At 43.2% G+C, this 15334-nt stretch carries 13 protein-coding genes and 1 other RNA gene; 4 read left to right on the forward strand and 10 right to left on the reverse strand.

What is annotated here, in order from left to right:
* Positions 1-204: 204 nt before the first annotated feature.
* The 9 genes from FFM63_RS08720 to FFM63_RS08760 all read right to left on the reverse strand — a co-directional run bounded on the left by FFM63_RS08720 (position 205) and on the right by FFM63_RS08760 (position 8902).
* Positions 205-549, reverse strand: a complete 345-nt coding sequence (locus tag FFM63_RS08720) for a DUF2200 domain-containing protein (RefSeq protein WP_137609907.1) — start codon at positions 547-549, stop codon at positions 205-207.
* Positions 550-597: 48 nt separating this feature from the next.
* Entirely contained in the window at positions 598-1767 is a 1170-nt protein-coding gene (locus FFM63_RS08725) for an NAD(P)-dependent malic enzyme (RefSeq protein WP_137609908.1), read from the reverse strand.
* Position 1768: 1 nt separating this feature from the next.
* Positions 1769-3136 (reverse strand): class II fumarate hydratase, encoded by a 1368-nt coding sequence (gene fumC / locus FFM63_RS08730; protein WP_137609909.1) that lies wholly within the window; start codon positions 3134-3136, stop codon positions 1769-1771.
* Positions 3137-3327: 191 nt separating this feature from the next.
* Positions 3328-3774, reverse strand: coding sequence for a D-aminoacyl-tRNA deacylase (gene dtd / locus FFM63_RS08735; protein ID WP_137609910.1), 447 nt, complete (start codon positions 3772-3774; stop codon positions 3328-3330).
* 30 nt (positions 3775-3804) lie between these two features.
* Positions 3805-6012, reverse strand: a complete 2208-nt coding sequence (locus tag FFM63_RS08740; RefSeq protein ID WP_137609911.1) for a RelA/SpoT family protein — start codon at positions 6010-6012, stop codon at positions 3805-3807.
* Positions 6013-6085: 73 nt separating this feature from the next.
* Positions 6086-6829, reverse strand: a complete 744-nt coding sequence (locus FFM63_RS08745; RefSeq protein ID WP_137609912.1) for a 16S rRNA (uracil(1498)-N(3))-methyltransferase — start codon at positions 6827-6829, stop codon at positions 6086-6088.
* Between the two features lies 1 nt (position 6830).
* Entirely contained in the window at positions 6831-7778 is a 948-nt protein-coding gene (prmA, locus tag FFM63_RS08750) for a 50S ribosomal protein L11 methyltransferase (protein WP_137609913.1), read from the reverse strand.
* Between the two features lie 21 nt (positions 7779-7799).
* Positions 7800-8273 carry a DUF3013 family protein gene (locus FFM63_RS08755; RefSeq protein WP_137609914.1) on the reverse strand — a complete coding sequence of 158 codons (474 nt, stop codon included), beginning with the start codon at positions 8271-8273 and terminating at the stop codon, positions 7800-7802.
* A gap of 2 nt (positions 8274-8275) precedes the next feature.
* Positions 8276-8902, reverse strand: coding sequence for a DNA-3-methyladenine glycosylase (locus tag FFM63_RS08760; protein WP_137609915.1), 627 nt, complete (start codon positions 8900-8902; stop codon positions 8276-8278).
* Between the two features lie 249 nt (positions 8903-9151).
* Between FFM63_RS08760 and FFM63_RS08765 the strand changes: the two genes are divergently transcribed.
* A complete protein-coding gene (locus FFM63_RS08765) occupies positions 9152-10441 on the forward strand; it encodes a replication-associated recombination protein A (protein ID WP_137609916.1) in 1290 nt (429 codons plus the stop codon).
* Between the two features lie 41 nt (positions 10442-10482).
* Here the strand turns inward: FFM63_RS08765 and FFM63_RS08770 are convergent, their stop codons facing one another.
* Positions 10483-14013: a hypothetical protein gene (locus FFM63_RS08770; RefSeq protein WP_137609917.1), complete on the reverse strand. Its 3531-nt coding sequence runs from the start codon at positions 14011-14013 to the stop codon at positions 10483-10485.
* 120 nt (positions 14014-14133) lie between these two features.
* Here FFM63_RS08770 and ssrS point away from each other — a divergent pair.
* The 3 genes from ssrS to FFM63_RS08785 all read left to right on the forward strand — a co-directional run bounded on the left by ssrS (position 14134) and on the right by FFM63_RS08785 (position 15209).
* Positions 14134-14327, forward strand: a non-coding RNA gene (gene ssrS / locus FFM63_RS08775) — 6S RNA.
* A gap of 68 nt (positions 14328-14395) precedes the next feature.
* The gene (locus FFM63_RS08780; RefSeq protein ID WP_137609918.1) at positions 14396-14680 is read left to right on the forward strand and encodes a hypothetical protein; all 285 of its coding nucleotides are present in this window, start codon (positions 14396-14398) and stop codon (positions 14678-14680) included.
* A gap of 58 nt (positions 14681-14738) precedes the next feature.
* Positions 14739-15209, forward strand: coding sequence for a universal stress protein (locus FFM63_RS08785; RefSeq protein ID WP_137609919.1), 471 nt, complete (start codon positions 14739-14741; stop codon positions 15207-15209).
* Positions 15210-15334 lie beyond the last annotated feature (125 nt).

Raw genomic sequence — 15334 nt, forward strand, 5'->3', positions numbered from 1 at the left:
TGTCCGCCGCTTTTGACAGCACGATACCACTCAGCAAATCACGTCCAATTTAGAATCGTTCTCAGCTACTTTTAGCTGGGTCCAAAAACAGAGGTTATGATGGAAGTGGACAGCTTCAAGCAATTTCGGCTTATTTCCAAAAAAGCTGGAACACCGTTTAATCAAAAAAAGGGTGTGACAAGACTTCTGTCACACCCTTTGCGATTATTTTCGTAATATTTTCTCCATCTTTTTGCCTTTGGCTAATTCATCGATTAATTTATCCAAGTAACGAATTTTTTGCATTAAAGGATCTTCGATATCTTCTACTCGATAACCGCAGATTACCCCTTTGATCAATGAAGTATTTTCATTCATTTGAGGCGCTTCCGCAAAGAAAGTCTCGACGTTGACTTCTTTTTCTAATTGCGCTTGGAATGATGCCTCGTCATAACCAGTCAGCCAATAAATAATTTCATCGACTTCGTCTTTTGTTCGATCTTTTCGTTCCGCTTTTTCGATGTACATTTTATAAATACCACTAAAACTCATTTTAAAAACTCTGCTCATTTTATGGTCCTCCTCTAACTAGCGATAGTCGCATCCGTTTAATCTTGATTAACGTGTCACGCCGTCCTTTCGCGCCGCTTCCGCAACTTTCAGTGTAATCAAATCGACTACTTTTTCATCAAAGGCTGATGGGATAATGTAGCCGGAATTTAATTCTGAATAGGTGATGGAATCCGCGATGGCATACGCACAAGCTAATTGCATCCCGGGAGTTATTTTCTTCGCTTCTGCCGCAAAAGCTCCCCGGAACAAACCTGGAAAAGCCAGCACATTATTGATTTGATTAGGATAATCCGACCGGCCAGTCCCAACAACTGCCGCCCCGCCCGCCAGCGCTTCATGATACGTGATTTCTGGTTCGGGATTTGCCATCGGAAAAACGATGCTGCCTTCATTCATAGAAGCGACCATTTCTTTAGTCACTAGATTAGGCGCAGAGACACCGACAAAAACATCCGCTCCGACAAATGCTTCTGCCAGCGTCCCACTAAAATCTTGCGGTGTGATCAATTCTAAAATCTCTTTTTCAACAAACGTCGCGTTTGTCATCTCCGCGTTCAAGGCCCCATCTTTATTGAAGGCAATGATATTTTTCACACCTAAATCGACCAGCATATGGATGATCGCGCTACCGGCAGCACCGGTCCCAGAAATGACAACTTTCAAATCTGGCGGCGTTTTTTTCACCAGCTTCAACGCGTTGATCAAAGCCGCTGTCACGACGACTGCCGTTCCATGCTGATCATCGTGAAAAACGGGAATATCCAATTCCTCGATCAATGCCCGCTCGATCTCAACACAGCGTGGAGCACTGATATCTTCTAGATTGATTCCGCCAAAAGTTGGCGCGATTGCTTTGACGATTTGAATGATTTCTTTTGGATCTTTTGTAGCTAAACAAATCGGCACGGCATCAATACCGGCAAACTCTTTAAACAGCAAGGCCTTACCTTCCATTACAGGCAAAGCGGCTTCTGGACCGATGTCCCCTAAGCCTAACACCGCTGTTCCATCAGTCACGACCGCGACACTGTTGCCTTTCCACGTGTAGTCATAGGCTAATGTTTTATCTTCAGCAATTTTGCGGCACGGTTCTGCCACGCCTGGTGTATAAGCCAGCGATAGATCATCTTTACTGAGCACACTTACTTTACTCGTTACTTCGATCTTTCCACGCCACTGTTTGTGTGCAGCTAAAGCTTCCTCATAAATCGTCATTCTATCTCTCTCCGATCATCTTTTCTGGTCTGACCCAAGCGTCATATTCTGCTGCCGTGACATAGCCCAATGTCAAAGCGGCTTCTTTTAAAGTCGTTCCTTCATTGTAGGCTTTTTTAGCGATCTCCGCACCTTTGTCATAACCGATCTGCGTATTCAAAGCGGTTACCAGCATTAAAGATTGTTTCAATAATTCTTCCATTCGCTCCTTGTTGACAGTCAAACCTTTTAGACAATTTTCATTGAAAGAATGTAAAGCGTCAGTCAACAAACGAATACTTTGCAACAAGTCAAAAGCGATCAACGGCAAATAGACATTCAATTCGAAATTTCCCTGCGATGCCGCGATCCCGATTGCCGTATCATTTCCCATCACTTGAACGGCTACCATTGCTAAGGCTTCACATTGCGTCGGATTGACTTTCCCCGGCATGATCGAACTGCCAGGTTCATTCGCCGGAATAGTGATCTCGCCTAATCCGCTGCGAGGACCGCTGGCCAGCCAGCGAATGTCATTCGCCATTTTCAAACAATTCGCCGCCAACGCTTTTAATGCACCGCTGACAAAAACGACCGCATCCCGATTGGCTAATGCATGGAATTTATTTGCTTCGCTGATAAAATGGATCCCCGTTTCTTCTTTCAACGCAGCGATAAATGCTTCTTCATATGCCTTTGACGCATTCAAGCCGGTTCCAACTGCTGTTCCGCCGATCGCCAATTGACGCAATTCGGCTAATCCGTGAATCAACATATTTTCATTGTGCTCCAGTGCTGAGCGCCAGCCACTGATCTCTTGAGCAAAAGTTATTGGTGTCGCATCTTGCAAATGAGTACGGCCTATTTTAATGATTTCTTGATTGGCTTCTTCCAGCTGCTCTAATACTTGGATCATTTCACGAACCGCCGGCAATAAATTCTTTTCGAGCGCCATCGTTCCAGCGATATGGATTGCCGTTGGAAAGACATCGTTGGAACTCTGACTCATGTTCACATCATCATTGGGATGGATCGGCAGATTTTTCTGGCTTGCTAGATGGGCGATCACTTCATTCGTATTCATGTTGCTTTGTGTCCCGCTGCCGGTCTGCCAAACGACTAATGGAAATTCCTGCCAATTTTCTCCGGTCAATAATACGTCTGCTGCTTTTTGGATCGCTAACGCTTTCTCTGCTGCTAATTTCCCTGTCTGCTGGTTTGCGATAGCCGCCGTTTTTTTGACTAAAACAAGTGCATGCAATAATTCAGGCGGCATTTTTTCCCCGCCGATTTTAAAATTTTGTCGACTCCGTTCGGTTTGTGCGCCCCACCATGCGTCTTTGGGGACTTCGATTGGGCCCATTGAATCGTGCTCAGTGCGTGTTTCCATGTCATTCTCCTCTCGACTATTTTGTTCAATTATCCCTTATTTTTTGTTAAAAAGGTAGAACTATCTTAGTTTAAATTTCTTCTTTTTAAATTTTGCGGCTAGTCGTCTAATTGATAGTTGGCTATCTTTCAAATCGAAAAAATCAGACTTGAAAAAAAGAGGTCGTGACTGTGTCACAACCTCTTCATTTGTTATTTGTCTCGTGTGTCAAAAAGAATCGTAACAGGGCCGTCATTGACCAGTGCCACATCCATGTCGCCGCCGAATTTCCCTGTTTCCACAGTTAAACCGGCTTGACGCAAGCCTTCATTAAAATATTCGTATAACGGAATCGCCGTCTCTGGCCGCGCTGCTTTTACAAAACTTGGACGATTGCCTTTTTTTGTATCTGCGTACAAGGTGAATTGCGACACGCTCAATACGCTGCCTGCAACATCTTGGAGCGATTGATTCATTTTTCCTTCAGCGTCTTCAAACACACGCAGCAAAGGAATTTTGCGAATTAAATAATCTGCATCAGCTTCAGTATCTTCTTCATGGATCCCAAGTAAGATCATGAATCCCCGATCGATCTTGCCGATTATTTGTTCATCGATGGTCACACTTGCCCGACTGACTCGTTGTATCACTGCCCGCATTGCTCTTCCTCCAACTATTCGTATTGGACGTTATCCTTTCGTCCGTTTCACACTGTACACATCTGGAATCGTTTTGATTTTATCAACGATCGAATAAAGGTGATTCAAGTTTTGGATCTTGAAGGTCAAGTTGATAACTGCTAAGCGATCTTTCGTTGGTTTTGCTTCAACACTGACTAATTTTTTAGTCATTCCGCTGACAATATTCAACACATCATTCAACAACCCATCACGATTGAATCCGTAAATCTCCAAATCGGCATTGTAATCTTGAACAGAGTTGGCAGTATCTTCCCACTCAACTTCGATCAAACGCTCTTGGATATCTTTTTGCTTTGTGATGTTAGGACAATCAGCACGATGGATCGAGATCCCGCGGCCTTTTGTGATATAGCCGACGATGTCATCGCCAGGAACTGGATTGCAGCAATGGCTGATCCGGATCAATAGATTATCGATTCCTTGGATGACGATCCCGCCTTCATGCCGGATCTTGATTTTTTCAGGTTCTTTCGGGTTGCTGACCATTTCATCAACAGCTTCGCGCTGTTTTTGTTTCATTTGCTCGCGGCGCTCTTTTTCGGTCAAACGATTCGTAAAAGTCAAAGCACTCATCTCGCCAAAACCAATCGCCGCATACAGATCTTCTTCGCTGTGGAAGTTAAATTTGTCCAATACTTCCGCAAGCTTGTCTTTTGTCAGTACTTCTTTCGGTACAAAACCTAGATCATTGATACATTTGACGACTGCATCGTGTCCTTTGACAACATTTCCTTCACGGTCTTGCGTTTTGAAGAAACGTTTGATTTTATTTTTTGCTTTACTGGTTTTTACTAAGTTCAACCAGTCGCGGCTTGGACCAAAAGAGTTGGCCGAGGTCATGATCTCGATGATGTCCCCGTTTTTCAATTTATAATCCAGCTGCACCATCTTGCCATTGACCTTGGCACCCGTCGTTTTATTTCCGATGTCTGTATGAATGCTGTAGGCAAAATCTAACGGACCGGATCCTTTCGGCAACTCAGTCACATCGCCTTTTGGTGTAAAGACATACACCTTATCGCTGAAAATATCGCCTTTCACACTCTCCATAAATTCAGAAGCGTCATAGCTTTCATCTTGTAACTCAATAATTTCACGGAACCAATCCAATTGTTTGTTGTCTTGTGTCTCGTCTTGTTTTTCTGTTTTTCCTTCTTTATATGCCCAGTGAGCCGCAACCCCGAATTCAGCGATCTGATGCATCTCGTGAGTCCGAATTTGTACTTCGACCGGATTGCCGCTAGGACCGATGATCGTAGTATGTAATGATTGATACATATTGGTCTTAGGCATCGCAATATAATCTTTAAAACGCCCCGGCATCGGTTTCCATTTCGTATGGATTGCTCCTAAGACAGCGTAACAATCCTTGATTGACTCTACGATTACTCGAATTGCTAATAAATCATAAATTTCATCAAACTGTTTCTTTTGATCTCGCATCTTGCGATAAATAGAATAAATGTGTTTCGGCCGGCCATAAATATCGCCTTCAATGCCTAACTCTTTCGTTGCTTCTTTGATCTCATTGACCGCTTCATCTACAAACGCTTCTCGTTCATCGCGTTTGCTGCGCATCAAATGAACGATCCGATAGTATTGTTTCGGATTCAAATAGCGTAATGCCGTATCTTCTAGTTCCCATTTGATTCGGCTCATCCCTAAACGATCCGCTAACGGCGCATAGATTTCCAGCGTTTCACGCGCGATCCTGCGCTGTTTATCGTCGCGTAAATATTTAAGTGTCCGCATGTTGTGCAAACGGTCCGCTAATTTGACCATGATGACTCGTAAATCTTGTGCCATTGCCAACAACATTTTTCGGTGATTTTCTGCTAATTGTTCTTCATGGGATTTGTATTTGATCTTTCCTAATTTGGTTACCCCATCGACTAATGAAGCCACGTCTTCCCCAAACTCAACCTTTAAATCTTCCAAAGTTACCGGTGTATCTTCCACTACATCGTGCAAAAAGCCGGTCGCAACCGTATGTGGGTCCATGTGCAGATCCGCTAAAATTCCGGCAACTTGGATCGGGTGAATGATATACGGTTCTCCTGATTTGCGGACTTGCTCTTTATGCGCTTCGTACGCAAAGTCGTAAGCCCTTTGTACAAACGTCACGTGCTCTTTTCCCATGTAGGTACTAACCATCCTGATGACGTCAGGACCAGTTAATTCAACTTCTTTTGCCAAGTGACGTTCCCCCTTTGTTTTCTGAAAATGATTGTTCTTATTATACAAACTCTAGTACACTTTTTCAATCAAATCAGTGCTGCAGTTCGTAATAGAAACTCGCCGCGCTCAAAAGATAAAAAGGTGCCGTCTCTGTTCGCAAAATCCGCGGACCTAACCCGCAAAGTTTTCCGCCCGCTGCTTGGAATCGTTCAATCTCATTTGGCGTCAGTCCGCCTTCTGGTCCAAAAACGACTAATAATTTTTGTCCCGCCGTTAATTGCTGCAGCGTTTGGACAAGTTGTGCCTGTTCTCCTTGTTTGGCCGATTCTTCATAAGCGATCAAGACCGCATCGTATTCAGCAAACATGGTGATTAATTCTTTTTCAGCGGCGAAACGGACTTTAGGCAATGCTTGCCGATGGGCTTGTTCTGCCGCTTCTTGTGCGATTTTATTCAACCGCTGCTGTTTCTTTTGTTGTTTTTTCGCATCCCATTTGGCTACTGAACTTTCACCGGGAAAGGCAATAAAATCAAAAGCGCCTAATTCTGTCCCTTTTTGGACAATCAGCTCTAATTTTTCACCTTTTGGAAAACCGCTGGCGATCGTGATATTAATCGGCAATTCCCGTTGCAATTGTTCTTTTTCAACTTCTTCTAATGTCACACTGTCGCTGGTGATAGCAAGGATTTTGGCCTTGATGGTCGTTTGATCATTGAAAGCCAGAAAAACTTGATCACCTGCTACCATACGCATTACCCGCGACATATGATGATGCGGTTCCCCGCTGATTTCCACGGTCGATTGATACGCTTGATCAATAAAATAGCGCTGCATACTAGTCTTCCTCAGGCTTCTTCAAAATAATGGCAAACCAATCTTTTTGCTGGAAGATCCGATCTACTTCAAAGCCTTGCGCATTCATTTCTTCTAGCACCATATCTTTTTTATCTTCGATGATTCCTGATACGATCAATGTCCCATTTGGTTTTAACAAGCGCCACGCATCTGACACCAGCAAGACGATGATATCGGCTAAAATATTAGCCACGATCACGTCCGCCTCGTGTTCGACTCCGACTAACAAATCATTCGCGGACACGTGGATATTTTCAGTATTGGCATTCAAATCGACATTTTCTTGCGCTGAATGAACGGCGACTTCATCCAAATCGTAAGCATAAATATCTTTTGCTCCATAAAGTGAGCTGGCGATACTTAACACGCCAGAACCTGTTCCTACATCTAATACGGTTTCGCCGCCACGCAGAACCGTTTCCAATGCTTGCAAGGTCAGATTGGTGGTTGGATGTGTTCCCGTGCCAAAAGCCATGCCGGGATCCAATGTAATGATTTTTTCATCTTCATGCTGCGCTTCATATTTTTCCCAACTAGGAGTAATCGTTAAATAGCGGGTCACACGAACCGGATGGTAATATTTTTTCCAAGCCGTTGCCCAGTCGCTTTCTTCCACTTCGCTGACTTCAACGATATTTTTGCCGATGTTCAAGCCAAACTCTGGCAATTCGTCGATCCGGCCTTTAATGAACGGCAGAATTTCCGGTAAAAAAATTGTTTCAGGGAAATAAGCTTTCACGATAGCCCCTTCTGTTAAACTAAAAAAATTCTCCCGATCCAACAATTCCCCATACTGATCTTCTTGATAATTCACAAAATCAAACGCGTCTTCGATGGCAACACCGGATGCGCCGGCCTCCACTAAAATATTGGCAACAGCTTCGACTGCTTCACTTTCAGTGGTAACTTTTACTTCATTCCATTTCATCTGTTTGTACTCCCTTTGTCTTTAGTAGCTTGGATACGGCAAGTAATCGTTGCCTGCTTTAATCAATGCTTTGTAAGCCGCGTCGTCCCATTTCATTTCAAATAGTGCGTCTTCGCTGTCGTCTGCTAAGAAATCCAATAGATCACTTTGGCCTTCTTCAATTACCTCTTTCAAATAATCCACAACAGCCGTCAATTCACTTTTTTTCATTCCTTTTTTGCCTTCGTACGGAATAACCGCTAAAAAATCAGCGGGATCATAGACGGTTTTAGCCGGATCTGCTAATAAAATCGCGTCCTCAAACTCAATGACCTCTTCTTCAGAAGCCACGCCGTCCACGTCGTCGATCTCAATTTGTCCTTTATTTTCCGCGTAGATGCGAAAGGCGATCTCGAAACTATGATTGCGTGTATCCCAGTCCAGTGCTAATTCATAATCAGGAATTTTTTTGTTCAAATAGTCATCTAAATAAGTGATCATCGTCTCTTTTGCCATTGTTAGTTCCTCCATCCATTATTTTCATCTATTAAAGCTTTGCGTTGTTTTGTTATGTAAGGATTGCCGCGGACGACGTAGCGCAACGGGCGTTCCGTCCAAATTCCTTTATTCGGGATCCCGATACGCGGAAGTGCGTCGATTTCTTTAGGGATCCGTCTTTTTTCCGGAACTAAATGCAGCGGACTTGAGAAAATCGATGCACCATATAACTCACGTGAAATGCCTAGCGCTTCAACTAATTTTCCCGGGCCATCTGAAAGTGCAGCATTGGCTCTTCCATGACGATTTTGGATCATTCGCTCGATCCCTTCCACCGGTTCAAATCCGCGGATCATCACACCTTGGGGCATCCCTTCCGGCTGTGTGATCATATTCAAAATCAAGTGCGTGTGCATCGTATACAAATAAATCGTCCCTGATTTTTCATACATCGCACGGACACGCGGAGTATCGCGCATTCCATAACTATGCGCTGCCTGATCATCAGGACCTAAATAGGCTTCACAATCAACGATATACCCGCCTAATTTTCCTGCGGGTGTCTCGTGTTCCAAATACATTCCTAATAAATATTTTGCTATATTTTCAGTCGTTTCAGTAGTAAAATAATTGATTACTTGTTCCATTTTTATCACCTTCTCCATGATACACAATAATCTTGCCACACGCTATGCCTAGCAATCAAAACTCGGCGTGCATAAGATAAAAATGCTATAATGAGAACATACATTTGCTCATTTTTTTAGTTTGAACGTTCACTACCGATTTTAAAAAAAGCGCAAATGACGTACACAAATTCAAATCCATTTTTTAACGAATACTTTCATTTGAACGAATTTTTTAGTTCAACTATCTTTCAGATTAGGAGGTTTCTTATGCAGCAGCCTTTAGCTTATCGCATGCGTCCCCGCAACTTGGATGAAGTCGTGGGACAACAGTCATTAGTTGGTCCAGGAAAAATCATTCGCCGCATGGTGGATGCCAAAATGCTTTCTTCAATGATTTTATACGGACCGCCTGGGACAGGAAAAACTAGCATCGCCAGCGCCATTGCTGGTTCAACAAATTATGCTTTTCGTACGTTGAATGCGGCAACTGATACGAAAAAAGATTTGCAAATTGTCGCAGAAGAAGCCAAGATGAGCGGCACAGTCATTTTATTACTCGATGAGGTCCATCGCTTAGATAAAACGAAACAGGATTTTTTATTGCCCCATCTGGAAAGTGGCCGCATCATCATGATCGGCGCAACGACAGAAAATCCATATATCACCATTAATCCGGCGATCCGCAGCCGAACTCAAATCTTTGAAGTAAAACCTTTGGATGAGACTGATATCATTGCCGCAATCAAATCAGCTTTGTCAGATGAGGAACGCGGGCTCGGTGAATTTCCGGTGATCCTTGATGAAGAAGCCTTGAATCATTTGGCGCGTGCAACAAACGGCGATTTAAGAAGTGCCTTAAACGGTTTAGAATTAGCGGTGAAATCGACTCCTAAAGATCAGAAGGAACACATTCATTTGACTCTTTCGATCATTGAAGAATGTGTTCAGCGAAAAGCGCTGACTCATGACAAAGACGGCGATGCTCATTACGATGTGATCTCTGCGTTGCAAAAATCTATCCGCGGCAGTGACGTCAACGCTGCGCTGCACTATTTAGGTCGGTTGGTCGAAGCGGGTGATTTGCCGATTATTTGCCGGCGCTTGATGGTGATTGGTTATGAAGACATCGGCTTAGCCAATCCGGCGGCAGCGGCTCGTACCGTCCAAGCTGTTCAAGCCGCTGAAAAATTAGGATTACCTGAAGCACGAATCCCGCTGGCAGATACAGTCGTGGATCTCTGTCTTTCACCTAAATCAAATTCGGCTTATGCCGCTTTAGATGCAGCAATCGCAGATATTCGTTTAGGAAATGCTGGTGAAGTGCCCGACCATTTGCGAGACAGTCATTATAAAGGTGCAAAAGCATTGAATCGCGGGATCGGTTATCAATATCCCCATAACTTTGAACAAGCTTGGGTCGATCAGCAGTATTTGCCTGATAAAATCAAAGACGCACACTATTATGAACCTAAAACTACGGGGAAATATGAACAAGCTTTAGCTCAACAATACCAGCGGATCGCAGAATGGAAAAAGCAAAAAAACACGGCCGAATAAATTTTTCGACTGTGTTTTTTTCTGTCTTTGTTTCGACTGAATTACTCAACTTTTGTCGTTAACGTCCAATAAAACGTTAGTGAATACGTACCCATTTTTTGCTGTTTCGTCGGCACGTCTAAAAAAATTCCTTTTGTCTCAGACCAATCAGCAAACGTCGTTACAAATGAACCATTTCGGCTAAAGAGTGGGACGGCTGTCTCCAATGAAGAAAGTTGCCCCGCTTCTTGAAAATACAATTCACCAATCTCAGGCGTCTCGGCATGTAAAGTCAATTGCCACGGCGCTGATCCTGTCCGCGTATCTTGGACTTCCAACTGCCCAATAACATCAGGATAAAATTTTGTTTGCTCTCCGATCGATCGCTGTCCAAAATCAATCAAATCCGGAAGCGTCAAGAGCTTCAAACTTTCGGCTGTTTGTTGAAACATTGCTTGGATTTGATAATAATAGTTTTCTTTAGCCACCCAAACAGGTTCCGTACAGCTGCTTTTTTCCCCATTACTCACTGTTATTTCCGCTTGCTGAAAAGAAACTTGATCCGTTTCAAGAAATTCTAGTCGAAGAGTCCGTCCATTCTCAGCCGGAATAATTATTTCTCCTTGTCTGTCATCAGCAACCGCCCAGTAATCCAACGGTTGATTGTTGGACTTAGGAGAAAGCTGATGGCTGATCTTACCTAAAGGACTAATCACTTGGTACTCAACGATTGTAGCCGCTACTGCCAGTCCGGTTGCACCGTTGCTATCTCCCGTATAAGCATGACCTGTCTCATCAAAGCCGATAAAATTTTCAGGCGATAATGAACTCTCGTTTCCTGCAAACGTCATAACAGAATAGCCTTTTTGCTGAGCAAAATAGTTTCCTGAAACTGCTTCTGGTTCTGCCGGTGTCAGCAAGCGCCAAATTAATTTTTTCTCTGGAGTCAATTTTCTTAAAAAAATAGTTTGTGCTCCGGCTGACGAATGAATCTCCGCATTTGCCGCTGTGATGAGTTCTCCCGTTTTTAATTTGCTTACCGCTAACTGAGCACCTTCTGCTAAAATAAGTTCACCAAACCGATGATACGTTTGGCCAAAATCAGCATTATTCGCCGCACTGCCGTTTAGAATCGTACCCGCAGTTAAGTGATTTTCAACAGTCAGCTGAGTAAAATTATGGATTGTTTCAACAAAACTTGACTTTGCGAGCGTTCCAAATTTTATCGCAATTTCAGCAGTGCTATTTTCAATCAGCGAATTGGTAAAAGAAATTTGATCACTGCCGATGAGTGCCTTGATTGTCTGAGCCGCTTGAATATCAAGCACCAACCCATGAGTCAAGCGCCCAGCATAGCTATTTTTGACCATTCCTTGAATCAGCGAAAAATCACCGTTAGGAGCATTGATATCCATTTTGATCAGCGGAGTGATCAATGAACGTGCATCCGTACCGCCATCGCCTAATACTTCCAGCTCAGAAAAACTTGTTTTTGTTGCGAGTGTAAAATCAATTTGCTGATCAGCGCCGCCTAGCAAATTGGTTCGCTCCGCATTTTTAGGTCGAGCCGCCGCAATGCTCAGGCCAGACATCAGTGCCACTGACTCCGTTAATTCCAGCGAAACGTTTCCGCTGATCATTCCTTCCTTAGCGACACCGCCCATAATTTGCGTGACATTCCCATTTTTCTTAAAATGACCGCCTTGGACGATTGTCTCAACATTTCCGTCGATCATATGGTTGGAACGCGCGCCATATGAACCGGCCAGCTGGCCTAGAAACTCGCCGCCTAAAATTTTTGTGTAAGCATTGCCGATCATCCGCCGATCTAAATCACTTCCTGCGGTAACAATCCCTTCTACTTCGCCGCCAGTTATTTCTAGAAAACTATCTCCATAAAGTCTGTAACAACCCCCGCCTGAACCGAAAAAACGATTGACCTTGCCGCCAAGCAATTGAGCGTACCGCGTTCCTGCGATCGTTCCGCTGGTGCTCCCGCCGTAAGCAAAATTCAGCAAAGCTTGTTCGACAATTAATTCTGTTGACCCGTTAATGAATAATGTATTTTCCCAGGTGTTTCGATTATCGCCGCCACCTGCCGCCGCATTAAAACCATAATTAGACGCTAAATTTGTTACGTTCGGCAAAACATTCGGATTAATCCCGACTTGCTGAGCATGATTGCCCCAAAGTTTGCTGTAGACCAGCCCTACTTCGCCTAAAATTAGACGGACTTTTCCGTCAATCACGCCGGCAAAACCGGCACCGCGAACAGTTTGACTGACTCCTGACCCGCCGCTGACACAGCCGCCTAACAAGCGCGTTGTGACATCGCCTTCGACTAAAAAAGCAGAACTATCTTTGGCCAATGACAAACGTTCCGCTGCTTTCAGCTGATCGTACCTTAATTCTTCAGCCGTTCGTTTTTGCGGATCTATTTGATTGACCTCGGGGACTAAATCAGTTGAGTTAGACAGACTTTTTTTCTGCAGATCCATTCCACCGGCACCATCGATTCGGATAAAGGATCCTTTATTGGCACTGCCGGCATGGATTTGATTTTCAATGTCACCAACGATTTTACCGCTGTACTGATTCCCCCCAACAAAACTGCGCTCGCCTTTTTGAAAGCGGCGGGTATCAATTTTGGTGGTGATTGCTCGATCGTGTCCAATTATCTCGCCTGCTTGCGAACCGCCAATCAAAATTCCTTCGCTGGAAAAACTGCCACTGCCAGAAATATTGTTATTGATCGTCCCCGTTCTCCCAAAAGCTACACCGCCGACAAAATTGCACAGCAGAAAATTTTCTGAACTAGAAGCTAAATAATTGGTTATCTCACCCGTCACTTCAACTGGAGCTGTTGTGCCTATACCGCCGCCATAATAACGTTCCAGTATCCCTTCCAGTTTTCTGATCTCCGTTGTGACATTTCCACAAACTTTTCCATCCAACGAACCACCGCATAATTGAGTGATGTTTCCAGTCATATCTAAAATTTGGATCGAAGGATTTCCTATCAATGTCCCGGATTCATTTCCGCCATAAATTTCCCAACTGCCGCCGGTAACTTGCTGAAAAATAATTTTGGGATCACCGATCAGATCACGATTGCTACCGCCAAATAATTGCGTCGCTTGGCGATGTTGGATATTTTTAAAAAGAAGTTGATGACCGTTTCCGTAGATTTTATTTCCTTGCAAAGTTAAATCTTCAAACTGGACAGCTTGACCGAAAAAACAAGTATTTGGCAACTTCAATTCAGCAGCAGAAATCCCTTTAACTTTTAGTTTTGTAGGAATACTAACAAAATTGATTGTCTCACGCGTTGGATTGGGATAAATCACGTCTTCTCCAACCGTTGTCTGGCTCAGATCAAGACTGCCGGAAAGTTGGATCGTATAAGTGTCCTCTTTGCCAAATTGATGGAGATCCAGTAACAATTCTTGCAAGCCTGCACTGCTTAAAGGATAGTTTGTTTGCTGGGTAACCGGCGGAATAAGTTCTAAAGATTCGGTTTCAGCTTGCACTGCGTAAGGACCACAGAAAAAAATGAAAAGATAGAGTACAAAATAAGCGATTTTTTTTGACATATTCGTCTCCTTTTTTATACAATATACGTATAGAAGACGAATCGGCTTTGGGTTATTTCAAGTTTATAAATATAAGCCACTTCATTGCGTCTCTATGCACACTGTGCTATGATTGAGATGGAAATTCTGTGATGTACGCGTTGCCTATTTCAGTGTTGACCGAACATTTTTATTGATATCTTGGGATCCGTCTTGTGTCAAAGTTGGTAACATGCCTTTTCATTTGGTAGTTCGATGCTTAGACCATGGAACCCACCTGCTAGATTTTGCGGGATCAATACTATCGGGTGAATAACGGCATCGACGGAATTTTCCATTTTTTTTGGAATAAAAGCAATTTGCGTACGCAAATTGCTTTTTCTTATATTATTGGAGGAAAAAAATGATCCGGATCTTATTATTTTTACTTGCACTTATTCTACTGACTTGCAGCTATTATTTGATCAAAAAACCACAAGGACTGCTAGTCCTTTTTAGCAAACAGACCCAAACTGAATCTCGCATCTTTTTGCGGCAATTTGGTTATCTTTATGGACTGCTTGGAATCCTCGGCATCGTTGTCGCCATTTTTAATCAGCGAACTTATTCTATGCTGTATCTAATTTTGCTTTTAGTCGCAGCGGCTGTCTTCGCATTATTAATGGGCGCAAAAACAAAAAAAGGTTAACAGTACCATTTTTAAGTATTTTGTTTTAAAATAAAAGTGTGAAAAGGAGTTGGTAATGATGGATCAAGAATATAGTAAAATCATGGTGGCCGTTGATGGTTCGAGCGAAGCAGAATTAGCTTTCAAAAAAGCTGTAAACGTCGCAAAACGAAATCAAGCGGAATTATTATTGGCGCATGTCATTGATACACGTGCGTTTCAAACAGTTTCTTCTTTCGATAATGTGCTAGCAGAACAAGCAACTGACATGGCAAAACAAACGTTATCGGATTATGAAGCGGATGCAAAAAAAGCTGGTGTCGAACACATTAGCACAGTTATTGAATACGGCGCTCCCAAAGTACTGATCGCCACTCAAATTCCTGAAAACAACCAAATCGATTTGATCATGCTGGGTGCGACCGGATTGAATGCGGTGGAACGTTTATTCATCGGATCAGTTTCTGAATATGTTATTCGTAATGCAAGTTGTGATGTATTGATTGTCCGGACTGACTTAGAAAACCAAGTTCCTAAAGAAGATAAATAATTTTAAAAAAAATGGATGCGACAAATTCTTGTCGCATCCATTTTTTATATTACGCCGATTGTAAAATTAAGCTAGACAACTAAAAAAGCCATTTGTGCTACACTCAAAATAGTTCTGACCAAAGA

Source organism: Enterococcus pingfangensis (genome assembly GCF_005405205.1).
Classification (GTDB): Bacteria; Bacillota; Bacilli; order Lactobacillales; family Enterococcaceae; genus Enterococcus_A; species Enterococcus_A pingfangensis.